The organism is Nakamurella sp., from assembly GCF_044224575.1.
Classification (GTDB): Bacteria; Actinomycetota; Actinomycetes; order Mycobacteriales; family Nakamurellaceae; genus Nakamurella.
On record NZ_JBGAKE010000012.1, the window covers coordinates 68,040 to 90,950 of the forward strand.

General features: G+C 70.5%; 20 protein-coding genes and 1 pseudogene. 11 read left to right on the forward strand and 10 right to left on the reverse strand.

Annotation, left to right across the window (positions count from 1 at the left end; genetic code table 11):
• The first annotated feature begins 178 nt into the window (after window positions 1–178).
• The gene (locus ACILSK_RS14940; RefSeq protein ID WP_395727963.1) at window positions 179–649 is read left to right on the forward strand and encodes a group II truncated hemoglobin; all 471 of its coding nucleotides are present in this window, start codon (window positions 179–181) and stop codon (window positions 647–649) included.
• Window positions 650–799: 150 nt separating this feature from the next.
• Here the strand turns inward: ACILSK_RS14940 and ACILSK_RS14945 are convergent, their stop codons facing one another.
• Together ACILSK_RS14945 and ACILSK_RS14950 are read right to left on the reverse strand one after the other, a co-directional pair.
• Window positions 800–1,681, reverse strand: a complete 882-nt coding sequence (locus ACILSK_RS14945; RefSeq protein ID WP_395727964.1) for a ZIP family metal transporter — start codon at window positions 1,679–1,681, stop codon at window positions 800–802.
• A gap of 41 nt (window positions 1,682–1,722) precedes the next feature.
• A complete protein-coding gene (locus ACILSK_RS14950; protein ID WP_395727965.1) occupies window positions 1,723–3,228 on the reverse strand; it encodes a hypothetical protein in 1,506 nt (501 codons plus the stop codon).
• Between the two features lie 187 nt (window positions 3,229–3,415).
• Between ACILSK_RS14950 and ACILSK_RS14955 the strand changes: the two genes are divergently transcribed.
• From ACILSK_RS14955 to ACILSK_RS14970, 4 genes are all read left to right on the forward strand, one after another.
• The gene (locus ACILSK_RS14955) at window positions 3,416–3,808 is read left to right on the forward strand and encodes a hypothetical protein (RefSeq protein WP_395727966.1); all 393 of its coding nucleotides are present in this window, start codon (window positions 3,416–3,418) and stop codon (window positions 3,806–3,808) included.
• Window positions 3,809–3,929: 121 nt separating this feature from the next.
• Window positions 3,930–4,547 carry a hypothetical protein gene (locus ACILSK_RS14960; RefSeq protein WP_395727967.1) on the forward strand — a complete coding sequence of 206 codons (618 nt, stop codon included), beginning with the start codon at window positions 3,930–3,932 and terminating at the stop codon, window positions 4,545–4,547.
• 44 nt (window positions 4,548–4,591) lie between these two features.
• Window positions 4,592–5,233: a histidine kinase gene (locus ACILSK_RS14965; protein ID WP_395727968.1), complete on the forward strand. Its 642-nt coding sequence runs from the start codon at window positions 4,592–4,594 to the stop codon at window positions 5,231–5,233.
• Window positions 5,233–5,877 carry a response regulator gene (locus tag ACILSK_RS14970; protein ID WP_395728073.1) on the forward strand — a complete coding sequence of 215 codons (645 nt, stop codon included), beginning with the start codon at window positions 5,233–5,235 and terminating at the stop codon, window positions 5,875–5,877. Before ACILSK_RS14965 ends, ACILSK_RS14970 begins: the two co-directional genes overlap by 1 nt.
• A gap of 450 nt (window positions 5,878–6,327) precedes the next feature.
• Here ACILSK_RS14970 and ACILSK_RS14975 read toward each other — a convergent pair.
• Window positions 6,328–7,119: pseudogene (locus tag ACILSK_RS14975) on the reverse strand (YhjD/YihY/BrkB family envelope integrity protein); the annotation flags it as partial.
• Window positions 7,119–7,439, reverse strand: a complete 321-nt coding sequence (locus tag ACILSK_RS14980) for a hypothetical protein (protein WP_395727969.1) — start codon at window positions 7,437–7,439, stop codon at window positions 7,119–7,121. The pseudogene ACILSK_RS14975 and the gene ACILSK_RS14980, both read right to left, overlap by 1 nt.
• Before the next feature lie 315 nt (window positions 7,440–7,754).
• On the opposite strand from ACILSK_RS14980, the gene ACILSK_RS14985 reads away from it, so the two are divergent.
• Window positions 7,755–8,180 carry a hypothetical protein gene (locus ACILSK_RS14985; RefSeq protein WP_395727970.1) on the forward strand — a complete coding sequence of 142 codons (426 nt, stop codon included), beginning with the start codon at window positions 7,755–7,757 and terminating at the stop codon, window positions 8,178–8,180.
• A gap of 293 nt (window positions 8,181–8,473) precedes the next feature.
• On the opposite strand, the gene ACILSK_RS14990 is transcribed toward ACILSK_RS14985, so the two are convergent.
• From ACILSK_RS14990 to ACILSK_RS15005, 4 genes are read right to left on the reverse strand one after another with little or no spacing between them, the layout of a single operon-like run.
• Complete coding sequence (locus ACILSK_RS14990; RefSeq protein ID WP_395727971.1) at window positions 8,474–9,076, reverse strand: maleylpyruvate isomerase family mycothiol-dependent enzyme; 603 nt, start codon at window positions 9,074–9,076, stop codon at window positions 8,474–8,476.
• Between the two features lie 55 nt (window positions 9,077–9,131).
• Entirely contained in the window at window positions 9,132–10,100 is a 969-nt protein-coding gene (locus tag ACILSK_RS14995) for an RNA polymerase subunit sigma-70 (RefSeq protein WP_395727972.1), read from the reverse strand.
• Window positions 10,101–10,107: 7 nt separating this feature from the next.
• Entirely contained in the window at window positions 10,108–12,045 is a 1,938-nt protein-coding gene (locus ACILSK_RS15000) for a hypothetical protein (protein ID WP_395727973.1), read from the reverse strand.
• Between the two features lie 3 nt (window positions 12,046–12,048).
• Window positions 12,049–13,449 (reverse strand): ATP-binding protein, encoded by a 1,401-nt coding sequence (locus tag ACILSK_RS15005; RefSeq protein WP_395728074.1) that lies wholly within the window; start codon window positions 13,447–13,449, stop codon window positions 12,049–12,051.
• A gap of 283 nt (window positions 13,450–13,732) precedes the next feature.
• On the opposite strand from ACILSK_RS15005, the gene ACILSK_RS15010 reads away from it, so the two are divergent.
• Both ACILSK_RS15010 and ACILSK_RS15015 read left to right on the forward strand, forming a co-directional pair.
• Window positions 13,733–14,401 (forward strand): hypothetical protein, encoded by a 669-nt coding sequence (locus tag ACILSK_RS15010; protein WP_395727974.1) that lies wholly within the window; start codon window positions 13,733–13,735, stop codon window positions 14,399–14,401.
• 257 nt (window positions 14,402–14,658) lie between these two features.
• On the forward strand, window positions 14,659–14,874 hold the full coding sequence (locus tag ACILSK_RS15015; protein WP_395727975.1) for a PLDc N-terminal domain-containing protein: 216 nt from the start codon (window positions 14,659–14,661) through the stop codon (window positions 14,872–14,874).
• Between the two features lie 165 nt (window positions 14,875–15,039).
• Here ACILSK_RS15015 and ACILSK_RS15020 read toward each other — a convergent pair whose 3' ends face one another.
• Window positions 15,040–16,113 (reverse strand): DNA polymerase domain-containing protein, encoded by a 1,074-nt coding sequence (locus tag ACILSK_RS15020; RefSeq protein WP_395727976.1) that lies wholly within the window; start codon window positions 16,111–16,113, stop codon window positions 15,040–15,042.
• Window positions 16,114–16,583: 470 nt separating this feature from the next.
• Here ACILSK_RS15020 and ACILSK_RS15025 point away from each other — a divergent pair, with 470 nt between their 5' ends.
• The 3 genes from ACILSK_RS15025 to glsA all read left to right on the forward strand — a co-directional run bounded on the left by ACILSK_RS15025 (window position 16,584) and on the right by glsA (window position 21,664).
• On the forward strand, window positions 16,584–18,332 hold the full coding sequence (locus tag ACILSK_RS15025) for a hypothetical protein (protein WP_395727977.1): 1,749 nt from the start codon (window positions 16,584–16,586) through the stop codon (window positions 18,330–18,332).
• Between the two features lie 418 nt (window positions 18,333–18,750).
• A complete protein-coding gene (locus ACILSK_RS15030) occupies window positions 18,751–19,692 on the forward strand; it encodes a pseudouridine synthase (protein ID WP_395727978.1) in 942 nt (313 codons plus the stop codon).
• A gap of 166 nt (window positions 19,693–19,858) precedes the next feature.
• Complete coding sequence (gene glsA, locus ACILSK_RS15035) at window positions 19,859–21,664, forward strand: glutaminase A (RefSeq protein WP_395727979.1); 1,806 nt, start codon at window positions 19,859–19,861, stop codon at window positions 21,662–21,664.
• Here glsA and ACILSK_RS15040 read toward each other — a convergent pair.
• Window positions 21,654–22,865 (reverse strand): CynX/NimT family MFS transporter, encoded by a 1,212-nt coding sequence (locus ACILSK_RS15040; protein WP_395727980.1) that lies wholly within the window; start codon window positions 22,863–22,865, stop codon window positions 21,654–21,656. The two genes, glsA and ACILSK_RS15040, sit on opposite strands and share 11 nt — an antisense overlap.
• Window positions 22,866–22,911: the final 46 nt, after the last annotated feature.

Here is a 22,911-nt window from a genome sequence, read left to right on the forward strand (position 1 = left end):
TCCAGCCGCGGTTGATCCGCTGAAGTAGTCGACGCAGACCCGCAGCCGACTCGGCCGGGGCGGTCGCGTTGCGGACCGGTTCCCGCTCGAACGAGTGGATCCGGCAGCCGATGGTCGGCGGTACGCCCAGGACGAACATGTGGCGATCCGGCTGGCCCGGCATGGGATCGTCGGCCCCGTGAACGATGACCCGGTGCCGAGCCTGCACGACTGGGTGGGTGGCACGGCGGCGTTGCGGCGACTGATCGACGCGTTCTACGACCGGGTGGAAGGTGATGATCTGCTCGCCCCGTTGTTCCCCGGCGGGGTCGGCGAGCAGCACCGGGCGCATGTGACGCTGTGGTGGGCCGAGGTTTTCGGCGGGCCCGCGAGATACACCAACGAGCATGGTGGGTACGAGAACATGCTGGCCCATCATCGCGGGCTGAACATCACCCCGGAACAGCGGTTCCGGTTCGCCGGGTTGATGTCACGCGCGGCCGACGACGCAGGGCTGCCGGCCGATCCCGAGTTCCGAGCGGCGTTCGTGGGGTACGTGGAATGGGGTACCCGGCTGGCGTTGGCCAACTCGCGGGCCGGCGCCGACGTCGTCGAACACGCCCCGGTGCCTCGGTGGGGGTGGGGAGTCGCGCCGCCCTACCGGCCATAGCTCGGCCATTCCCGGAAGCGCCGTCCGAGCGGCGATGGGTGGATGGTCATCAGAGCTCCGCAGCATCCACAGCGGAACCGGCATCGATCTGCGGATCGTGCCCAGGCGCCTCGCCCCGGTGCGGGCCGGCGGGTTCACCGACCCCGGGATCTACGCCCCGGCGGCGACCAGGACCAGATCGGTCGCGACTCCCAGGAACAGGCCGGTCAGCACGCCCCAGCCGACCAACGCCGCCCGACCGGCCCGGTCCGCCACTCGGAGCAGCTGCAGCACCACGAACAGGATCGATCCGGCGGCCAGGGTCAGGAACAGCACGGACAGTGCGTCGTTCACCACGACCTGCCCGAGCAGGGTGCCCACGAGGGTGGGACCACCGCCGATCAGCCCGAGCAGGGCGAGGAACCCCCAGCCCGGGCGGGGGGACTCCGCCGCGAACGGGGCCACGATGCCAAAGCCCTCGGTCGCGTTGTGCAGGGCGAAACCGATGATCAACAGCACCGCCAGGGACAGCTCACCGGCGGCCGCGCTCTGCCCGATCGCCAACCCCTTGGCGAAGTTGTGCAATCCGATGCCGACCGCGATGAGCAGGGCCAACCGTCCCGCCGGGGTCGTGGCCGCGCTCGGTCGCCGGCCGGCCAGCTCACCGGCTGCTGCCGCTCCCGGGCCGCGCCGCACAACGCCTCGACCGGCGACCCAGCCCTGGTATCCGATCAGGCCGATGAACCCGACCACCACTCCGACTCGCCGGTGCCGGTGAATGTGACCGTGCGGGTCGGCCGGCTGCCCGCCGCGATCGAGGCCTGCGTCTATTTCGTCTGCGCCGAGGCCCTGACCAATGCCGTCAAACATGCTGCGGCCGAACATCTTCGTATCGCCGTTCGGCACCAGGACGCGGTGGTTGCCGAGATCGGCGACGACGGGTCGGGGGGTGCCGACCCGTCGGCCGGCACCAGCCTGCGCGGCTTGGCCGACCGGGTCGAGGCCCTCGGCGGAAACGTTGACCATCGACAGCGCGCCCGGGGAGGGCACCACCGTGATGGCGACCCTCCCCGGGTAGGCGGGGCCGGTCGTCGTCAGTGTGGGAACGCCCCGGCCGGCGGTGGGCATTGCGGGTCGAGCGCGGCCGGGTCGGGGTCGCCGGTCCGGGTGAGGTCCCACGAACCGCCTTCGGGGATGGGTGAGATCGCACCGGGGGCGTTGGTCGGGGACAGTCCTTCGCGGTACAGGGACCAGCGGAAGGCGAGTTCCTCGCCCGGCCGGTTGGCCGCGCCGTGCCCGCCTCCGTCCTGGTAGTTCCAGGTCATGGTGTCGCCGTCGAGCGTCACCGTCCCGTAGGCCCAGGTGCAGTCCCGATCGTTGTGGCCGTTGTGAGCGAAGCGTCCGTGGTCGATGACCAGCACGGTCTCGCCCCAGTCGCCCGCGCCCGCGCCGGCCGCCGCGGCCTGCTCCTCGGTGACGACCGAGCGGTAGGTGCCGTCGATCGGCCCGGTGTCCGTCGACGCGGCCGAGCCCGCGGAAACGGCCGACGTCGACGCCGCCGGGCAGCCGGGTGCGGCATCGTCGGGATCGATGGCAGTGTCGTCCGCGATCTGCCGGATCCGGTCGAGGAAACCGGATGTCGCTGGGTCTTCGCGAAGCCATTGATACACGGGCTCGTACGCCGACCGCAGATCGTCGAGCTGCCCAGCGCTGGCATCGATCAGCGCAATCTGGTCTCGTCGGCAGAGGACTCCCAGATCCTCTGTTTCATAGGTGAGGTCGTTCGCCGCCTTGGCGTCGATCGTCGCTTGAGCAGCCAGCTTCAGCAGGGTTCGATTCTCCTCGCTCAGCGCGGCAAGCGCGTCTGAATTGCCGTACAGCACCAACGGTCGCGGGCGAACGCTGACGTTGACCGTCACCGATCGGGCTGGATCGTCGTAGCCGTTCCCTTGAACGCTGGTCAACTGCTGCTCGAAGCCATCGAAGCCGGCCACCGATGCGCCACTGAACAACGAAGCCGTCTGGTTCGCACCGAGCGACTCGACCGAGCGCACCAGAACGGCGCCGGGCGGGATCGCAATCGAGGCTCCGCGGTAGTCGGACACATCGAGCAGGTCGCGGGTGACACCCACTGGATGCTGGAACGGGCCCGGCAGGATCCCGATTCCGGTCAATCCAGAACCCTCGAGGCCGTCGAGCATCTCCGACGCGATGTCGCTGTGCAGGACTGCGGTCTGGACCGCGCCACGGTCGATCAGCATGGGGGCGAGGAGCGCGTCGAAGGCCGGCACACCCTTGTCGTGCCATGCGCGAACAGCGGTCAGCCCGAGCGGCGCAGTGCCGGCGCGCACCTCATCGATGGAGTCCGATTCCCGGCTCGCGGCTGCCTCGGTGTCCTCGTGCCAATGGTCGACCGGCTCGACGCGCAACGAACCGCCCGAGAGCGACTGGACCTGCCTGACGAACCCCTCCGACTCCCATTCACCCGCTGGGTTCAGCATCCGCAGCACCACCGGCTCGCCCGGCACCCTGCCGCCGGCCTTCGCGCCCGCGGCGGAGGCAGACGGGTCGGTGGCGCCGCACCCCACGAGCGGCGTCACCAGGGCGACAACGGCGACCGCGCAGCACGCCGACCGCCACCGCACTGTCCGGACCGGTGATCCTCGTCGATTCAGTCGCATCGCCCTGGCTCCTTCCGGGTGCCATCATTGCGGACAAACAGGACGGTAGGCAGCGATGGACCGAACCGGATCAGCATGTGCCCGCCGATCGGCCGAGCGAAATTAGGTGCGTGCCCTGATGTGGAAGCCGCCCGGCGACGCCAGGCTGGTCAGGGTGAAGGTGGCCGCGGTCGGCCTGCTCGTCCTCGGGATCGTCTGCGCCGGGATCACCTTGACCGTTGCCGCGCGCGACGGCACGACCGGAGCCCTGCTGATCGTGGGCGCCGGATCCGCCGCGGTACTCGTCGGGAGTGCCGCGGCGATGCGCCGCGACGGCACCAGGTTCGGTCTGTTGCTGGCCCTGACCGGCTGCCTGTGGTTCGTCACCGCCTGGAACGATCCGTGGGTCGGCTCGGCCGTCCCGTTCACCGTTGGGGCTTGTCGGCGGGGGCGCCTTCCCGGTCGTGGCGGCGCAGGCCGCGCTGACCTTTCCGGGCGGCCGGCTGGGTTCGCGGCCTGAGCGAGCTAACGAGCGAACCATAGGCACAGGAGCGGCGGCGGGCGCGGGCGGACCGAGCCGGCGAGGTGCCCGGCGCCGGCGGCGGCGCGACCGGATCGCTGTCGTCACCGGCTATGTCGTGATGGTGGGAGTGCTCGGGGTCGGTTCGGCACTGCTGATGGACCCGGCGGCCGCCACCTGCGCCGCGTGCCCGAGGAACCTGCTGATGGTCCACCCGGACCCGATCCTGTCGGCCGCGGTGTTCCGGCTTGGCGCGGTGGCCGCGATCCAGGTGACGCTGGCGCTCGCCGCGATCTGCGTCGCCCGAATCGTGCAGTCGTCGCCGGCGGGACGTCGCCGGTCGGGGGTGATCCTCGGCTCCGCGGCGGCACTGCTGCTCGCCGAATCAGGGATGCTGGCTCGTTCGATCGGCCCGACCGCCGTCCCGCTCGACCGTTCCACGCTGATCCTGACTGCGGTGCAGGCCATCTCGCTGCTGCTGCTCTCGCTGGGGGTGGTTCTGGACGGGTTGAGGCTCCGTCGGGCGCGGTCCAAGATGGCCCGCTACGCGCTCGACCTCGGCCGCAGCACGGCGGCCGTCGACATGCGTGCGGTGCTGGCGGCCGAACTCGACGAGCCGGACCTGGCCTGGCCTACCCGCTGGCGGACGGGCGATGGGTGGACGCCGCCGGCGCGCCGGCGCGGCCGGAAGGTTCCGGCCGCGCCACCACCGCGCTGGCTGTCGACGGGGACACGCTAGCCGTGCTGAGCCACCGGCCGCGGCTGAACGAGGATCACCGGCTGGTGGCCGAAGTCCTGTCCGCGGCTCGGCTGCCGCTGGACAACGAGCGGCTCGCCGCCCGGGCCCGGGCTCAGGTCGTCGAGCTCACGGCGTCGCAGGCACGCATCATCGAATCCGGTGACGCCGAACGGCGACGCCTCGAACGGGACCTGCACGACGGCGCGCAGCAGCGACTCGTCGCGTTGATGCTGGCGCTCCGGCTCGCCCGAGCAACCGCCTCGGCGGCGGACGCCGGGCTCATCGAATCGGTCGTGGTGGACCTGCGGGAGGTGGTCGCCGCCGTCCGCCGCGTCGCGTCCGGCATCTATCCGGCGGTCCTCGCCGAGGCCGGCCTCCGCGGTGCGCTGGCGGCGTTGGCCGAGGACGTCCCCGGCCCGGTGCGGGTGCGCGCCGTCCCGGCCGACCGGTTCCCGGTGGCCACGGAAGCCGTTGTATACCGGCTGGTCTCGGTGATGGCCAGCTCCGGTGCGATCGAGGTCGGCATCCACCGCAGTGAGCTCAACCTCGTGGTGGACATCGCCGCGACCGGTGATCCCGGACCGCTCACCGATGTCGAGGACCGGACCGGCGCACTCGGCGGCACCCTGGTGATAGACCGATCCGCGCCCGGAATCTCGGTCCATGCGGAGTTGCCGTGCGGGTGATGATCGCCGACGACTCGGCGCTGCTCCGGCAGGGGCTGGCCCGTCTGCTGGCCGACGACGGCTGTGACGTCGTGGTCGATGTCGGTGACGCTCGCGCGTTGCTCCAAGCCGTCGAGGCGGATCCGCCGGACGCGGTGATCGTCGATATCCGGATGCCCCCCAGCCACACCGACGAAGGTCTGGTCGCCGCCCGGACGATCCGGGAACGGCACCCCGGAGTGGCCATCTTGGTGCTGTCCAGTTATCTGGAGTCCGAGTACGCCGCCCGACTGCTGCACGAGGTGCCGGCCCGGGCCGGGTACCTGCTGAAGGAAAGGGTTTCCGACGTCGGCGTCGTCACCGACGCACTACGCCGGCTGGTGGACGGCGAATGCGTGATCGACCCGACCATCGTCTCCCGACTGCTGCGCCGGGCGTCCGGAGCGGTCAGCGGCTTCGACCGCCTGACCGGCCGGGAACGGGACGTGCTCACCCTGATGGCCGAGGGCCGCTCGAACGGCGCGATCGGCAAGGCGCTGTTCCTGTCGAAGAAGACCGTCGAGGCCCATGTGCGGGCGATCTTCCTCAAGCTCGCCCTGACCACTTCGCCCGACGACGACCGCCGGGTGCTGTCCGTGCTGACCATGCTCCGTTCGATGCCCTGACCCGGGCGGTGGTGTCCCGGCCGCCGGCGACCCCGGCCGGGGCCGCCGGGCCCGGCGGCGGTGGTGTGCGGTGGCTCGCGGGCGATGAGATCGCCGCCACCGCGGATGACGTTGGGTCGGGCGGGCTCGGCGAGCTTGTCTGCCCCTGGATCCGACGTCAAGAAGGAGCTGACGGGGGCGATCACCGGGCGGCGGCCGGGACGATGGGCGCGACGATCCAGGGTCTGCCGCGTGCGGACCCGGCGACGTGGTGGTGCCGGGCGAATCGCCACCGAATGCGTCCGACAGGCGCATGGGCCGTTGCGGGCCGGGGAGCGGCGGCGCGGCCATCGGCATCAAGGGGGTGGTGGCACCGTGGCGGAGCCATCGACCGAGCGGGTCGTCTGCTTCGGCCAGCACGGGTCCGAGCACCGCGCCGGTCACGACGACGAACGCCATGCCGGTGAAGAACGTGACGAACGACAGTGCCACTCCGAACGCGCCGAACTGCCGGAAGTTGTCGGTGACCGTCAGCGGCATCCACACGTCGGCGACGACCGCGTAGAGCGAGATTCCCGTGGCGGTGAACAGTGCGGACGGAAGCAGGGGCCGCCACCGAACCTCGCCGCGCAGCATCAACCAGGCGGTCCACCACCACAGCAGGGTCCCGACGGCGACGCCGGCCAGCCAGGTGCCGACGGCGCCGATGTCCCCGCCGATCAGGCTGCTGGCAAACGCCAGAGTCATGAGATAGACCAGAGCCCCGCCGACCCACAGGGCACCGCGACCCTTGTTCCGCAGGCCGCCACCGGACGGGCGCCGCCAGGCCCGCAGGTAGGCCCGTTGCAGTGCCGTCGTGAACGACACCGCGAATGCGACGGTCAGCAGCACCCCGACCGCGCCGGTGGCCGCTCTGGTGGCCTCGGGCGTCGCGAACGCCTGCTGGACCAGGTCAAGAGCTCCGCCGCTGACGCCGAGGCGATCCATCACCGCCGTGACCATCGTTTCGCGGACGGAGTCCCGGGCCAGCGCGGCCGTAATCACCAGCAATGGGAAGAACGACACGAATAGCTTCGCGGCCAGCGCCACGGATCGGTCCACGAACTCGACCTCCAGCATGCGTGACCACAGCACGCCGGCGGGTGTGGACTCCAGCCATTTCGCGCAGCGCCGGACCCGGATTCGGGACAGGTGCAGCAGCCGGACGGCCGGGTCGGTGAGCCCTTCGACCGTCCGCCGGGTCGGATCCAAGCGATCGCCCATCAGTGCCTGCCGATGCGCCCCAGTTGGCGAATCTCCACCTCGGGGCCGGGCCCACCGACGAGATGCATGTCGTGCGCGAGAGCGGCCACCGCACCGGCCAGCCAGAGTCCGGCCCTCAGGCGCGGAGTCATCAGCCACAGACCGGGAACGGCGTGCTCCTCGACGGTGTGATGGTGTCCCGGCCGGTTGATCCTGGCGCCGATCGGCATCCCCCGTCCGGCGATCGCCGCCGGCCTGGTCAGCCGTTCGACCAGGGCGAGCAACCTGATGACGACGCCTGCCTGCCACTTGGCGAGCCACACCGCGATCAACGTGCGCATGTCACTCACTCCTCTGCCGCGATCGGAGCTACGGCTATGGGCGGCCGGGGAAGCGGAACCTTCTCAGCCGCCCATTCATGATCTGACGCCGGCTGCGCCGGGAACAGCTGTATTGGTCCCGCCGGGGTGGGCAGAAGGACTCCCTCGAGTGATGCCGGGGGCGCCGTCCCGGCCCGGCGTGGGACCGGGTTCGTCCGGACCGCAGGAGCCGGGCGACCCTCGCGGGATTTCGGGTCGTTGGACTCTGACCCGCTTCACGCCAACGGCTTACGGTTCTACTTGAGTGCACAGACGGCTTCGGAAGGGAGTGCCGTGATGAGCAATGTCCAGGTCACGAGGTCCCATGGTTCGGCTTCTCCGCCGAACGAGTTCGCAGTCGGGCTGACGTTGTTCGCCGCGGTCATGATGATCATGGTCGGGGCGTTCCAGGCGCTGCAGGGCCTTGTCGCGCTGTTCAATGACACGTTCTACGTGGCCGGCGAGAAGTGGATCTTCTCGTTCGACATCACCACCTGGGGCTGGATCCACCTGGTGGTGGGCGCCGGCGTCGCCGTCGCCGGGTTCTTCGTCCTCCGCGGCGCGGTGTGGGCGCGGGTGGTCGGTGTTGCGATGGCCGCGTTGAGCGCGGTGCTGAACTTCATGTGGCTGCCGTACTACCCGGTCTGGAGCCTGGTGATCATCGCCCTCGACGTGTTCGTCATCTGGGCGCTGATCGCGCACGGGCGCGACGTGGCCGCCTGAGCCGGCCGGTCGGGGGCATCATCAGGACGACCCCGACCTGCCGAGCGAAACGCCGAGCAGCTCCTCCGGGAGGGCTCGGCGTTCGCGTCGCCGTCATCACCGGGCCGTGTCCCGCCGGGCCGCCCGCAGGGGCCGCGGTCGCCGACCTCGTCGTTCGAGGCCGATCGAGCCCCTGGTGGTCCCGGGCCGGAGCGCAGGCGCGGTCCGCGGCGCCGGCAATCGGAACCCGACATCCCCTCACCCGGCGACGGCTCGCGGACACGGGGACCTGCCGCGACCGGTCTGCGCACCGGTCATCGGATCGGTGGATCCAGGACGGTGCGCCCGGCGACGGCCAGCAGGATGTCCGCGGCCGGCAGTTCGGTGACCACAGGGCCATCGCCCAGGACGAGGTCGGTGTCGGTCGCGACGAGCCGGCGGCCGCTCAGGTCGACGCCGAAATAGGCCAGTTGGCGAGGCCCGGCGCCGGCCAGCACCAGTCCGATCCGGTCGGCCGGTGGGCGCGGCAGGCCGAGCGGCTCGGTGATGTCCAGCCCGTGGATGACGTCGTGGCTCAGCGCCCCGGCCTGACCGCCGGCCGGCGGCTGCCACGGATGCCGGACGTTGTCGCGCAGGCTGGCCAGCAGCTCCGCATCCGACAGGGCGGCCGTGTCCTGCCGGGCCTGCTCGTCCGCGAAGCTGTTGAAATCTCCGCCGTGCGCGGCGATCCCAGCCATCACCGTCTCGCCGGTGTGCCGGTAGGGCATCGTCATGTGCGCGACCACCTCGCGCACCCGCCACCCGGCGCAGAGCGAATCGGCGGCCCATTGCTCGGGGCCGGCGTCGGTCAACAGGTCCACGAGGCGTTCGCGTTCGGCGGTGGTCGCCCGGGCGAGCGGGTCGGTCAGGTCGAGCATGGTGAGATCCTTCCGGTTGGGCTGTCGCACCGGGTACGAGCGCCGACGGAGAAATTCATCGGTCCGGCGGCAAGAATTCCGGGAGCTCGAACTCGGCGAACCGTGACCCGCTGCCCAGGAACGTCACGCTGTCGCCGATCCGGCCCGCCCGCGGCTGCACCAGGACCAGGGCGAACGGACGCAGGACGCCGTCGTCGTCGGGCCGGTACTGGCCGAACCCGGGCGACCCGCAGATGTCCGTCGGAACCAGCCGCGCCCCCGCGCAGCCGCCGGCCGCCACCAGCCCGGCGATCCGGGCACCGCCCTGGATCCACCAGGCGAACGGCGGCATCGAGGTGGTCGCGTCGTCCCGCAGCACGGCGGTGAGCGCGTCCACGTCGTGCGCCTCGAACGCGGCGACGTACCGGTCCAGCAGCTCCCGCTGGGCCGGGTCGGCCGGCTCGAACGGGTCGGTCGGGGACGGGCGGTGCCGATCGAGGGTTTCCCGCGCGCGCTGCAGGGCGCTGTTCACCGCGGCGGCCGACGTGTCCAGCAGCGCGGCGGTTTCGGCGGCGGAGAAGTGCAGGACGTCGCGGAGGATCAGGGTGGCCCGCTGCCGCGGCGCCAGGTGCTGCAGCGCGGCGACGAACGCGAGCCGCACCGACTCCCGCTCGACGACCAGGTCGGCGGGATCGGTGGCCGACAGGAGGCGAGCGCCGGGCATCGGCTCGACGAAGCGGTCCGCGGGCAGCGGCGCACCGAGCGAACCGTCGACCGACGCGGGTCCCAGGTCGACGGCCAGCGCCCGCCGCGCGACACCGCGCAGCAGGTCAAGGCACACGTTGGTGGCGATGCGGAACACCCAGGTGCGCAACGATCCCCGGCCCGGGTCGAACCGATCGAGGTGTCGATGCGCGCGCAGGATCGTTTCCTGGGCGGCGTCGTCGGACTCGCTGGACGCGCCCAGCATCCGGTACGCGTAGGCGGTCAGCGGGCGCCGCAGCGCCTCCAGTTCGGCGAGCCGGTCGAGGTCGGTGACGGTCACGGCGCCATCATCGGCGGTGCCGCAGGTAGTCCGCGACCACCGAGGCGCCGAGCCCGTCCAGGTCGGGGGCGACCACGCGTCCGCCGCAGCGGCGGGCGAGCTTGTCGGTGAACATGGCGAGCCGGGGGTCGTCACCGAGGATGAAGAAGGTGACGGCGGCCCGCAGCCCGGTCAGCCGGTCCAGTTCGCCGATCGTCGCGTGCACCGTCTCCGGTGCGGGCGGGTAGGAGAACGTCGGCGAGCCATCGGGTTCCAGGTGGGCGGTGGGTTCGCCGTCGGTGACGACCAGCACCACCGGGGTGGCGTCCGGGTGCCGGCGCAGGTGCTGGCCGGCCAGGATCAACGCATGGTGCAGGTTCGTGCCCTGCACGTACGCGCCCTCCAGCCCGACCAGCTCACCCAGGTCGACGGTCGACGCGTGCCGGCCGAAGGTAATCAACGCCAGGTCGTCGCCGCGGAAGCGGGTGGAGATCAGGTGGTGCAGGGCGAGCGCGGTGCGCTTCATCGGCACCCACCGTCCCTCCTGCACCATCGACCAGGAGGTGTCCACGCACAGCGCGACCGCGGCGCGAACCCGGCGTTCGGTCTCGATCACCTCGACGTCGGTCACGTCCAGGGCGCGGGGATCACCGCCGGCCCGGCGCAGCTGGGCGTTGAGCAGCGTCCGCGGCACCGACCACGGCTCGGTGTCGCCGAACTCCCACGGCCGGGTCGCCCCGGACGCGTCCCCGGCGGCTCCGGAGCGGCGGGTCTCCCGCTCGCCGGTCCGGCCGCCGATCCGGTCGGCGACGTCGGCCAGCGCGGTCTGCCCCAACCGGCGCAACGCCTTGGGCGACAGCAGCAGCGACCCGTCGGGGGCCCGCTGCAGGATGCCCTGGTCGCGCAGCTCGCGTTCCAGTTCGGCGAGCGCGCGGGCGTCGACCCGGGCCTGCTCGCCGAGGACCTCTGCCAGCAGATCCAGGTCGATGTCGTCGAGGCTGGCGCCCGGGTAACCCTGGGCGAGCTGCTCGCCCAGCGACTCCAGCCGGCCCAACTCCTCCAACGCCCGGGTGGCCTCACCCATGCCCATCGGGTTGTCCCCGCGGAACCGGCCGGAGCCGTCCCAGTCCTGACCCGGCCGCAGCTGCTGCAGCATGGCGTCGAGCTGCGAGAGCGACTGGGCCAGCCGCGGGTCGCCGAACGCCTGCTCGGTCAGTGCGGCCAGCTCGGCCCGCTGGTCGGCCGACAGCGAATTCATCATCCGTTGCGCGGCGGCGGATCTCGCCGCCAGGACATCGATGAGCTCGTCGGTGGTGCTTGGATTCTCCGGGAAGTAGTGCCCGTGCTTGTCCATGAACTGCGCGAACTGCTCGGTGGTGTCAGCCAGCCGGGCGTGCTCCTGCAGCAGATCGTTCAGGTCGTCCAGCATCTCCCGGATCGCCTGCACGTCCTGCGATGTCGCGTTCTCCAGGGCCTGCTTCATGCCGGCGAACCGCTGATCGAGCATTTCCCGGCCGAGCAGGTCCCGGATCTGTTCGTAGGCCGCGCGCCCGTCCGGGGACTGCCAGTCGTAGCTCTCCAGTTCCCGCACCGCGCCGCCGGTGTCGCTGGGCAACGCGTCGAGCTGCAACTCGTTGAACCGGGCGTCGTCGGAGTTCTGCCGCGCCAACGTCTCTCGTTCGGCCGCCAACGCCCGGTCGAGCAGTTCCCGCACCTGCTGCAGGGTCCCGTCGAGCCGGTTGTTGCGCTGGAGGTCTCGCCGTCGCTGCCACAGCTGCCGGTTGAGTTCGTCCAGGCCGCGCCGGTCACCGAGGCCGCGGCGCATCAGTTCGCGCAGGGCCTGACGCGGGGAGCTGCCGTCCAGCACGTCCTCGCCGAGCCGGTCGATCGCGGCCCGGAGATCGAACGGTGGCGCGAGCGGGTCGGGACCACCGTCGTAGGGGCCGTAGGAGTATCGACGCCTCATGGCTCAGCCGTACTGGACGGTGTCGTCGTCGGCGCTCTTGGCCAGCTTGCGGGTGAGGAACAGCAGTTCCAGGGCGAGTTCGGCGGCCGACGCCATCGGGCCGGGATCCTCGGTGCCGACGACGCCGAGGCGGTTGGCCACCTCGGTGACGATGCGATTCGGGCCGCGGCCGGACGGCAGGGACTCGACGACGGTCGCGGCCGACACCAGGTCGCCGGTGCGGACGGGGGCGGCGGTCACCGCTTCGGCCAGCGGGCCCAGATCCACGCCGCGCAACGCCCGGCGGGCGGTGTCTGCGGTCGCCCGACGCAGCAGGTGGTCGAGGATCTCGTCCTCCCGGCCCTCCTCGCCGGCGGCGAACTCGAGCTTGCCGCGCAGCACCGACGGCACGGACAGCAGGTCGACCGGCCGTGCGGTGGCAGTGTTTTCGCGGACCAGGGCGGCCCGGCGCAGCGCCGCGCCGGCCACCGTCTCGGCGGCCGCCACCGAGAACCGGGCGGACACCCCGGATCCCTGGTCGATCGCCGACGACTCGCGCAGCAGCCGGGTGAACCGGGCCAGGATCTCCAGCAGGTGCTCCGGCACGGCGGCGACCAGGTCCGCCTCCTGCTTGATCACCGCCACCTCGTCGGCCAGCTCCAGCGGGTAGTGGGTGCGGATCTCCGCGCCGAACCGGTCCTTGAGCGGGGTGATGATCCGGCCGCGGTTGGTGTAGTCCTCCGGGTTGGCCGAGGCGACGAGCAGCACGTCCAGCGGCAGCCGCAGCGTGTAGCCGCGGACCTGGATATCGCGTTCCTCCATCACGTTCAGCAGCGACACCTGGATGCGTTCGGCCAGGTCGGGCAGCTCGTTGATGGCCACAATCCCGCGGTGCGCGCGGGGCACCAGGCCGTAATGGATGGTCTCCGGGTCGCCCAGCGACCGGCCCTCGGCGACCTTGACCGGGTCGACGTCGCCGATCAGGTCGGCGACCGCCGTGTCCGGGGTGGCCAGCTTCTCGGTGTACCGCTGGGATCGGTGCCGCCAGCCGACCGGCAGGTCGTCGCCGAGGTCGCTGGCCCGTCTGACAGAGATCGGCGCAATGGGTTCAAAGGGGTGTTCACCCAGGTCGGAGCCCTCGATGACGGGTGTCCACTCGTCCAGCAGCAGCGGCAGGGTGCGCAGCAACCGGGTCTTGCCCTGGCCGCGTTCGCCGAGCAGGACGATGTCGTGACCGGCCAGCAGGGCGCGTTCGAGTTGCGGCAGCACGGTGGTGTCGAAGCCGACGATGCCGGGCCAGGGATTGTGCTCGGCCCGCAACGCGGTCAGCAGATTCTCCCGGAGTTCCTGCCGGACGCTGCGCAGGCGGTGGCCCGAGGCGCGCAGTTCCCCGACGGTCCGCGGCAGATCGGTGGGTGCGGTGATCGTCACCCCGCCGACGCTACGCCCGGCGGGCGCGGGCCCGGGGGCGTTGTTCGCCCTCGGCGGACGGCGCCCGCCCGGTCGGGCCCGGGGCCCGGTGCGGCGCGCCGGCGGCCGATCCGCCGGCGGCCCGGGGGCGCCACCATCGGGTTCGCCGCCGGGCCGGGCGTCCGGCCGGGCGGCGAGGATCGTGGATATGACGGAAGTCTGACGTGGCGCTGACCAACCGGTGACGGACCGCCGCGGAGGCTGCTGCGGACATGGGCGGCGGCCTACGTTGACCGTCATGCGACGACTGCTGGTACCCCTGATCGGTTCGATGCTGCTGCTGGCCGCCTGCGGCGGGTCGGGCGGGGCCGGATCCACGGCCGCCACCTCGGCGGCGTCCGCGCCGGCGGCGTCGTCGCCGGCGACCGAATCGATGGCCGCTGCGTCGATGAGCGAGCACATGACCGAATCGATGGCCCCATCGGCGGGCGCCGCGGCCGACGATATGCACTCGAGCATGACCGAGGACATGCACTCCTCGATGGCCGAATCCATGACCGAATCCGCGGCCGACCCGATGACCGGGTCCATGACTGATCCGGCCACCACGGGCGTGTCCATCACCACGGCGTCGAGCACCTTCGGGGACATCCTGTTCGACGGGAACCGGCAGGCCATCTACCTGTTCGACAAGGAGACGACGACCACGCCCGACTGCTATGGCGACTGCGCCGCGGCCTGGCCCCCGGTACTGACCACCGGATCGCCGGTGGCCGCGGGCGGGATCAATGCCGCACTGCTCGGCACGACCACCCGGTCGGACGGATCCACCCAGGTCACCTACGCGAACCATCCGCTGTACTACTACGCCGGCGAGGGCCCGGGTGAGGTGACTTGCCACAACGTGCGCGAGTTCGGCGGGCTGTGGTTGGTGGTCACTCCGGCGGGCGAGGCGGCCGCGGCCTGAGTCGGGTGGCCCGCGCCTCGAGGGGGACCTTGGACCCTGGCTCCGCCGACGCCGGGCGGCGATCCTGAGATCGGGCCAATGGCGTTCCATTCAGGCAAGGAGCCACCATGAACACCAACGAACGTCGCATCAGTCAGGAAGCGGCACGCACGGTGGCGGCGCGGGCCGACGGCGTGAACCGGTACGAGCGGGCGGCCGGCCGCAGCATCCGGCCCCGCCCCGCACGAACACGCCGTCGGATTCATAGACTCGCCGGCATGGCGAAGAAAAAGTGGTCCGAACTCAGCACCCAGGCCAAGGTCGGGGTGGTCAGCCTGGCAGCCGTCGAGGCCGTGGTCACCACCATCGCCGCTCGTGACCTGCACGGCCGGACCGATGCTCAGGTGAACGGGCCGCGCTGGCTCTGGCGGATCGCGTTCTTCGTGCAGCCCTTCGGCCCCGTCGGCTACCTGATCTTCGGCCGGAAGCGTTGACCCGCGTCGCGAGGCGTTGACCCACCGTTGAGCCACGCGCGGCCACGAGATGGACCCCGCGCGGCTCATCTCGTCGACTCCTGACGCACCCGTCCCATTCGGTGCGAGTTCAGCCGCGCCGGCGTTGTTGATCCGCGCGGGTGGCGCCGGTGACGACCGGGGCGGTCAGCTGGGATCGGTCCCGGGTTCCGGATGGGTCCCGGGATTCGGATCGGTCCCGGGATTCGGATCGGTGCCGGTGCCCGGATCGGTGCTTCCGGTGGTGGCCTCGGCGCGGCGGGCGCGGGCGCGACGCTTGCCCTCGTGCATGGCCGCGACCCGGGCGACGGGGATGGCTCGGCCCTCCTCGACCAGGGCATCCGGCAGGGCCTGTCGCGCCGGCATCAGCTCCGCCCACGGGTCCGCATCACCCAGCAGACCAGCCGCATTCCGGATGGTGAAGTCCGCCGGCTGCGCGCGGTCCAGGTCGGACCAGGGGAGCGGGAACGACACCGGAAGTCCCGGCCGCAGCCGCGGGCTGTAGGCGGCGACGACCGTGGCTCCGCCGGACCGGGTCGCGTCGATGAACACCTTTCCCTGCCGGTCCTCGACGATGTAGGCGGTGGTCGCGACCTCGGGATCCAGCCGGGCCGCCCGGGCGGCGATCGCCCGTGTCGCGGCGGCCGCCGCCTCCGGCTCGACCCCGTCCACCAGCGGCACGAAGATGTGCACGCCCTTCGATCCGCTGGTTTTCACCGCACCGGCCAGGCCCAACTCGTCCAGCGCGGCCCGAACCAGATGCGCGGTGGCGACGACGACGTCGAACCCCGACCCGGGCGGCGGATCCAGGTCGAGGACGACGAAATTCGGATGCACTGCGCCGGCGGGAAGCAGCGTCACGTGGTATTCGACGGCCCGCTGATTGGCGAACCACAGCAGCGTCCGCCGGTCGTCACCCAGGGCGTACCGGATCTCCCGGTGCGACGCGTACGCCCACACGTTCGTCGTGCGCACCCACTCCGGCGTGTATTTGGGCAGGTTCTTCTGCATGAACGGGGGCTGTCCGGGTCGCACCCGGACCACCGACAGCGGCCGCCCCGTCAGCACCGGAACGATCCGGTCGGCCACCGCATCCAGGTAGTCGACGAGCTCCCGTTTGGTCTCGTCGCCGTCGGCCAGCGGCACGTCCAGGTTGGTCAGCTCCACACCGTCACGGATCTCGGCCGGCGGCGTCGGACGGCGGACGGCATCGGGTGACATGTCCGAACGGTAGTCGCCCGGGGTGTCGCGCGTGTGACCCGCCATATCTTGTCGAACCGCGGGATAAGGCCGCCAGCCGGGCTGGGACGAGTTCATCAATACATGGCTGATCATCGGCCGGATGCCACTGTCCGTGTCCCTTGGTGAATGGTCCAGGCCGCGAACCGGAGCAGGCGTACGGAGCCGGCCCTGGATCACCCTGGCTCCGCCCGCGGTTGGTAGTTCCTCGGTCCTGACCGTCACTGACCTGGATGCCCCATGATCACGATCAAGAATTCCAGCTGGAACGGAAGTTTGGGCCACCCGGAAGACCCTTGAGGGCTTTGCATCCGAGTCGTCTGCCTGGTCTGGACGGAGTCGTCTACGGCGAGGCGTCGACCGGATGCCGGCGCAACATTCGATCACCGATCACATTGCGGTGTCCAAATTAGAGCTCGCGTTCCGATCCGCAGCCTGGGAGACTTCGTAGCGTGAACCTCGCGGCCGCGCACGGCTCCGGCACCGAGATCGCGAACGATCTCGAACTCCTCCGAAATGGCCTGACCGGGAGTGGCATTGTCGACCTCGACGGAAGAGCCATATCTCCGAACGCCATTCGGGCCGCTGTCATCGAGAGATCGCCTGTTGTTGGTTCGCCGCCAACGCCCCCTTCAGGTATCGATCCGCATGGTTTACGGGTGCGAAACGCATTGGTTGCGGGTATTATCGATCTCGAAAACGCGTCAATTCCCTTTGCCATTAGCTTCACCTCGTGCAGAATTCCGGGACTGCGAATCGCAGGCGCGAAACTGGACCAAGGTCTTGATCTGACGGGTTCGACAATAGGAACTGTCGACATGTCTGGAGCCGAAATTGCGGGGGCGATGGATCTGACCGGGGTCAGACTGACCGGCAGGGATTCCAAGGGAAATAGCCTTGACGGGACAGGTGTCCGCGTGAGCGGGGACCTCGTACTAGGAGATCGGTTTGTTGCCGCCGGCGGCATACGACTTCTGGGCGGCTACGTAGGCGGTCAACTGATACTTCGTGGGACCCGGCTGAACTCGAAGAACGAGAACGGCTGTAGCCTCGACGGCGATGATCTCGCAGTTGAGCGCAGTGCATTCCTGGATCGCGGGTTCACGGCGGCCGGATGCATCCGTCTCCTGGGGTCGCACGTCAAAGGGACGTTGGAAATGACCGAAGCGCGGATCGACGGCACCGACAAGTCGGGCCTCAGCGTGCAGGCGAATCGATTGCGCGTCGACAGTGATTTGTTCTTGGATGGTGGGTTTGTTGCGGCTGGCGTCGTCAGCATGCGTGGAATGCGGGCAGGAGGCCGTGTCATTGTCGATATGAGCGGAATCCCGGCACTCCTGCCTGAATCACCGGACGGCGAAGCCCTTTGCGGGCTGATCCTGGACGGATCGTCGATCGACCACCTGAAGATCGAGCTCAGCGGTGATAAGCTTAAAAGTGGCCGCAGAGCGCAACCGGAACCCACTAAGGAATCGGCAAGACGACGGAGAAGAATCTCGCTCGAAAACTGCGTCTATCGTGCGAGACCTAGTTCTGAACAAGAAGATTCCGCAACGGCTTTGTTGGATGCTTGGTTGAGACTAGTGCGATTCCACACGCCAAGATATCAGCCTCAAGCCTATCAACAATTGGCAGCGGTGCACCGAGTCGCCGGATACGATCGCGAGGCTGGCATGATCATGATGGCGCAGCAGGATCATCGTCGGGCCGCTTTGCGTCGGAAAGAGGCAAGCGCGTGGCACCGTGCATCGTTGTGGCTCTCGCGGTTGGGACTGCTGATCTGGAAGATCACATTGGGATACGGGTACCGTTCCCGGCGGGCCCTGGTCTGGTTGCTGATTGTACTGGCCATCTCGACGTGTTTGGTTGCAGTCGCGGCTAGCATTCCTGCGAATGCCCCGACAGTCCCTGGCTCAGCGAGTGATCCGGTTGGGACGAGCCTGCCGGTGGCCTATCGCCCGGGAGACCCGCAAACAGGTCAGCAACCCGGTCATTGCACCGTAGGTGAGGCCGCCGGATTGGTCGTGAGAATCACCATACCCCTGATCTCGAATGTCGGACAAGGATCGTGCATCATCGATACAGCAAGCGGGCTGGGCAGCATCATCGTCTTGGCGTCCATTGCGCTGCAAGCTTTTGCGTGGATTCTGGGTGGTCTGACGGTCGCCGCATTGGCAACCGCCATCAAACGCAGTAGTTAGCCGGGCTACGGGTTGGCGCGGCAGCGTCCTTCCGGGCTATTGCTGTCTGACGATGAATTCCCAGTCTCCTGGGGTGATGACGCGACTTCTCGCGACGCGGGGTCATGGGCGTGCCTCCCGATCGGCCGAGCCGCCCAGCGACACACTTCGCCTGAGGATCGACATTGAAGCCCTCCTATTCAGCCGGTGTTGCACGGCCCTCGACATCCGCTCACCCGGCCATGCAACATCACTTCATGATCTAGTGGTCGTCGCGGTCGAACCGTCAAGCCGCGGAATACAATTGTGTCGAGCGACGGTCACCCTCGTAAGTTGGCAGTCGCGGCCGCGACCGATGCCCAGGCCGCCGCCAGCCCGACGGAGTTGCCTCGAGAGTCTGTAGTGCCACAATTCTTGTAGCGGCCGATATGGTGGACGTGTGCGTCGCGCTCCGCTGCCGGTCCGGGACGGGCTGAATCCGAGCCGGATCCGGCTGCCCGACGAGGGCCCGCCGACCGTCCTGGAATACCTGCTCGACCGGTTCGCCGGGGACGCCGACCGGGTGCGGGAGAAGGTCGAGGCCGGTGAGGTCGTCGACGGTGACGGCGGGGTGATCAACCCGGCCACGCCGTTCGCGGGGCAGCAGTGGGTGTTCATGTACCGCGACCCGGCGCCCGAGCCGCGGGTGCCGTTCGAGATCGAGATCCTGCACCGGGACGACGATCTGCTCGTGGTCGACAAGCCGCACTTCCTGGCCACCATGCCCCGCGGGCTGCATGTGGTCGAGTCGGCGCTGGTCCGGCTGCGGCGGCAACTGGACCTGCCCGACCTCAGCCCGATCCACCGGCTCGACCGGGTCACCGCCGGAGTGCTGATCTTCAGCCTGCGGCCGGCCAATCGCGGCGCCTACCAGACCATGTTCGCCCAAAGGAAGGTCACCAAGTACTACGAGGCCGTCGCCCCCTACCGGCCCGACGTGAGCATGCCGGCGACGGTCGAATCGCGGATCGTGAAATACCGGGGAACGCCGACCGCGCAACAGGTTCCGGGGGAGCCGAACGCGTTCACGCGGATCGAGCTGCTCGCCGTGCACCGCCATGCGGACCACGACCGGGGCCTGTACGGGCTGCACCCGGCCACCGGCAAGGTGCACCAGCTGCGCCTGCACATGAACTCGCTCGGCCTGCCGATCGTCGGCGACAACTTCTACCCGACGCTGCTCGACACCGACCGGCAGGATTACTCCGACCCGCTGCAGCTGCTGGCCAAGAGCATCGAGTTCGACGACCCGATCACTGGCGAGCACCGGCGGTTCACCAGCCGCCGCCGGCTGGCCGGCTGGGCATCTGCCGTCACCACCGCCGCCGCCTCTTCGAGTTGATCATGGCGTTCTCTGCGCGACACGCCGACGACACGCCGGCGGCGCAACAGAGATTGCCATGATCAACTCGAAGGGCGGGGTCCGGGGGGTCCGGGGGCCCGAGGGCGCGAACGGCCGGCCGGCCGGGCGGGTGGCGGACAACGGCGGCGGACAGAGGGAGCACCACATGAAATCGCTGGTCCAGGACTACGTCGACGGGCTCTACCGGGACCTGACCGGGGAGCGGGCCGGATCGGTCGCCGACTACATCCCCGAGCTGGCGGTGGTCGACCCGGACTCGTTCGCGATCTGCCTGGCCACCAGCGACGGCTACGTCTACGAGGCCGGCGACAGCCGCAAACGGTTTGCCATTCAGTCGATCTCGAAGCCCTTCACGTACGCCCTGGCGTTGACCGACCGCGGCCTGGGCGCGGTCGCCACGAAGGTCGACGTCGAGCCGTCGGGCGAGCCGTTCAACGAGATCAGCCTCGACCCGGTCACCGAGCGGCCCCGCAACCCGATGATCAACGCCGGCGCGATCACCTCCGCCTCCCTGGTGCTCGGCGACGGCGTCGACGAACGGTTCGAACGGATCCGGCAGTTCTACTCCCGGTTCGCCGGGCGCGAGCTGACCCTCGACCGTGAGATGTACGAGTCCGAGGACCGGACCGGGAACCGCAACCGGGCCATCGGCTACCTGCTGCGCGAGTACGGGATCCTCGAGGAGGACCCGAACACCACGCTGGGCGTCTACTTCCGCCAGTGCAGCATCGAGGTCGACTGCCGCGACCTGAGCCTGATGGCCGCCACCCTGGCCGACAGCGGCGTGCACCCGTTGACCGGCGACCGGGTGCTGGACGCGGCGACCAACCAGCGGGTGCTGTCGGTGATGACGACCTGCGGCATGTACAACGCCGCCGGTGACTGGGTCACCGAGGTCGGCCTGCCGGCCAAGAGCGGGGTCGGCGGCGGCATCCTGGCCGTGCTGCCCGGCCAGCTGGGCCTGGCCGTGTTCTCGCCGCGGCTGGATTCGCACGGCAACAGCGTGCGTGGCGTCGCCGCCTGCCGGCGCCTGTCCAAGGACCTGGAACTGCACTTCCTGCACGTCAGCCGGGCCGCCCGGTCCGCGGTCCGGGCGTCCTACGACGTGGTCGACCGGCCCAGCCGGCGCCGGCGCTCCCCGGCCGAGCACGAGCTGCTGCTTCTGGTCGGCCGCCGGGCCCGGGTCTACGAGCTGCACGGGGACCTGCTGTTCGCCGGCGCCGAATCGGTCATCCGCCGGCTCACCGGGGAGGCCGACGACCTGGATGTGCTGGTGCTGGACGTCCGTGGGGTCGACGAGACCGCCGCCGTCACCCGCCGGATGATGGTCGAGATCCGCGAGGAGCTGCGGGCCTACGGCGTCGAGGCCGTCCTGGTCGACCCGACCGGCGCGGTCGTCCAGCTGGATCCCGACCCGGCCAAACGGGTCCGGCACTTCACCGACATCAACGAGGCGGTGGCCTATGCCGAGGACGTCCTGCTGGCCCGGCACACCGGGCCCGCCGAGCACCCCGGCGTCATGCCGATCGAGGATCACCCGTTGCTCCGGGACCTGCCCGCCGACCGGCTGGAGCTGATCCGGCCGCGGTTGGAGCGCCGCACCTACACCGACGGCGACGCCGTCGTCCGCAGCGGTGACCCGGCCCAGGGCCTTTTCCTCATCGTCGCCGGACCGGTCGAGGTCAGCGTCGACGACCAGGCGGGCGTCCGGCACCACCTGTCGATGTTCACCGCCGGGACCACGTTCGGCGTCGCCTACGCGGTGGCCGGTCGCGAGTACGACATCGACGCCACGGCCCGCGGCGAGGTCGAGGCGATGGTGCTGCCGGCCGCGGCGATCGCCGAACTGACCTCTGCCGCCCCCGACCTGCTGCTGACGTTGATGAGCCGCCTGGTCACCGGCGCGTTCGAGCAGATGGACTGGGTGACCCGGGCGCTGGTCAACGGCTGATCGGGCGGGCGCCGACGGCTGCCGCCGCGCCCAACAGGGTCAGCACCAGGGTCCCGGCGAACGCCGTGAGCAACGACGCGGTCCAGACGCCGGTCGAGTCGTGCAGGGCGCCGAGCAGGGTCGGGCCGATGGCCGCCACGCAGTAGCCGCCGGTCTGCACGATCGAGGAGAGCTGCCGGTTCTCCCGCAGGGTCCGGGCCCGCCACACGACGACCGTGAAGATCGTGACGAAGCCGCCGCCCTGCGCGACGCCGCTGGCGGCGCTCCACACCGCCCACAGGTCGGGCGCCAGCAACAGGCCGAGCGGCAGCGCCGCCCACAGCACACCGTTGACCAGGAACGACACCAACGGTCCGCCCAGCCGGTTGATGATCACCGGGGCGCCGAACGCCCCCACCAGGGCGGCGACCTGGAAGATCGAGGACGCCGCGCCGGCCGCACCGCGGGACATCCCCTGCTGGTCGACCAGCACCGTGGGCAACCAGGCGGTCAGCCCGTAGTAGGCGTACGCCTGCCCGGCGAACGCGCCGGTGAGCAGCCAGGTGGACGGCCGGCGGAACACCGAGGTGCGGGGCTCGGCGGGCTCGCCGGCCGGCCGGACGTGGGGGTGGGCCGGCGGGACCGGGCCACGGCGGGCGCGGGCCGCCAGCGGTCCCCACACCGCCGCGCCCAGCACCGGGACCACGGCGGCGGCGGCCAGCGCGACCTGCCAGCCGAACGCGGCGGCCAGCGGGCCGCTGAACGCCAGCACCAGCATCGAGCCGACGTTGAGCGCGGCGGTGTAGGTGCCCGTCATCACCGCGGCCCGGGACCGGAAGTCGCGGCCGACGATCAACGGGCCGAGCAGGTTGCCGACCGTGATGGCCAGCCCGATCAGCAGGGTGCCGACGAACGCGGCCGGCACCGCGCCGGCCGAGCGCACCAGGATGCCGACGAAGATCACCAGCAGGGTGGCCAGCACGGACAGTTCGATGCCCAGCCGGCCGATCAGGCCGGACGCCGCCGGCGACGCCAGCCCGAAGCACAGCACGGGCAGGCTGGTCAGCAGCCCGACGGTGCCCGCGGTCATCCCGAGGTCGGTCTGCAGGTCGACCGCCACCGCGGACACCGCGACCAGCGGTCCGCGCAGGTTCAGCGCGAGCAGGACCAGCCCGGCCGTTGCGCCGGCCCTCGAGGCCGGCGGCTGCCGCTGCTCGGACACGCGTGGGTCCTCTCGTTCGACGGGCAGCCCGCCCGGGCGGGCGCGT

Bases quoted from the DNA above. Each gene is read 5' to 3' on its own strand.
- ACILSK_RS14960 (WP_395727967.1), top strand. From the start codon at position 3,930: ATGGTGGGAGTGCTCGGGGTCGGTTCGGCACTGCTGATGGACCCGGCG.
- ACILSK_RS14970 (WP_395728073.1), top strand. From the start codon at position 5,233: ATGATCGCCGACGACTCGGCGCTGCTCCGGCAGGGGCTGGCCCGTCTG.
- ACILSK_RS14980 (WP_395727969.1), bottom strand. From the start codon at position 7,439: ATGCGCACGTTGATCGCGGTGTGGCTCGCCAAGTGGCAGGCAGGCGTC.
- ACILSK_RS14985 (WP_395727970.1), top strand. From the start codon at position 7,755: ATGAGCAATGTCCAGGTCACGAGGTCCCATGGTTCGGCTTCTCCGCCG.
- ACILSK_RS14990 (WP_395727971.1), bottom strand. From the start codon at position 9,076: ATGCTCGACCTGACCGACCCGCTCGCCCGGGCGACCACCGCCGAACGC.
- ACILSK_RS15000 (WP_395727973.1), bottom strand. From the start codon at position 12,045: ATGAGGCGTCGATACTCCTACGGCCCCTACGACGGTGGTCCCGACCCG.
- ACILSK_RS15010 (WP_395727974.1), top strand. From the start codon at position 13,733: ATGCGACGACTGCTGGTACCCCTGATCGGTTCGATGCTGCTGCTGGCC.
- ACILSK_RS15015 (WP_395727975.1), top strand. From the start codon at position 14,659: ATGGCGAAGAAAAAGTGGTCCGAACTCAGCACCCAGGCCAAGGTCGGG.
- ACILSK_RS15020 (WP_395727976.1), bottom strand. From the start codon at position 16,113: ATGTCACCCGATGCCGTCCGCCGTCCGACGCCGCCGGCCGAGATCCGT.
- glsA (WP_395727979.1), top strand. From the start codon at position 19,859: ATGAAATCGCTGGTCCAGGACTACGTCGACGGGCTCTACCGGGACCTG.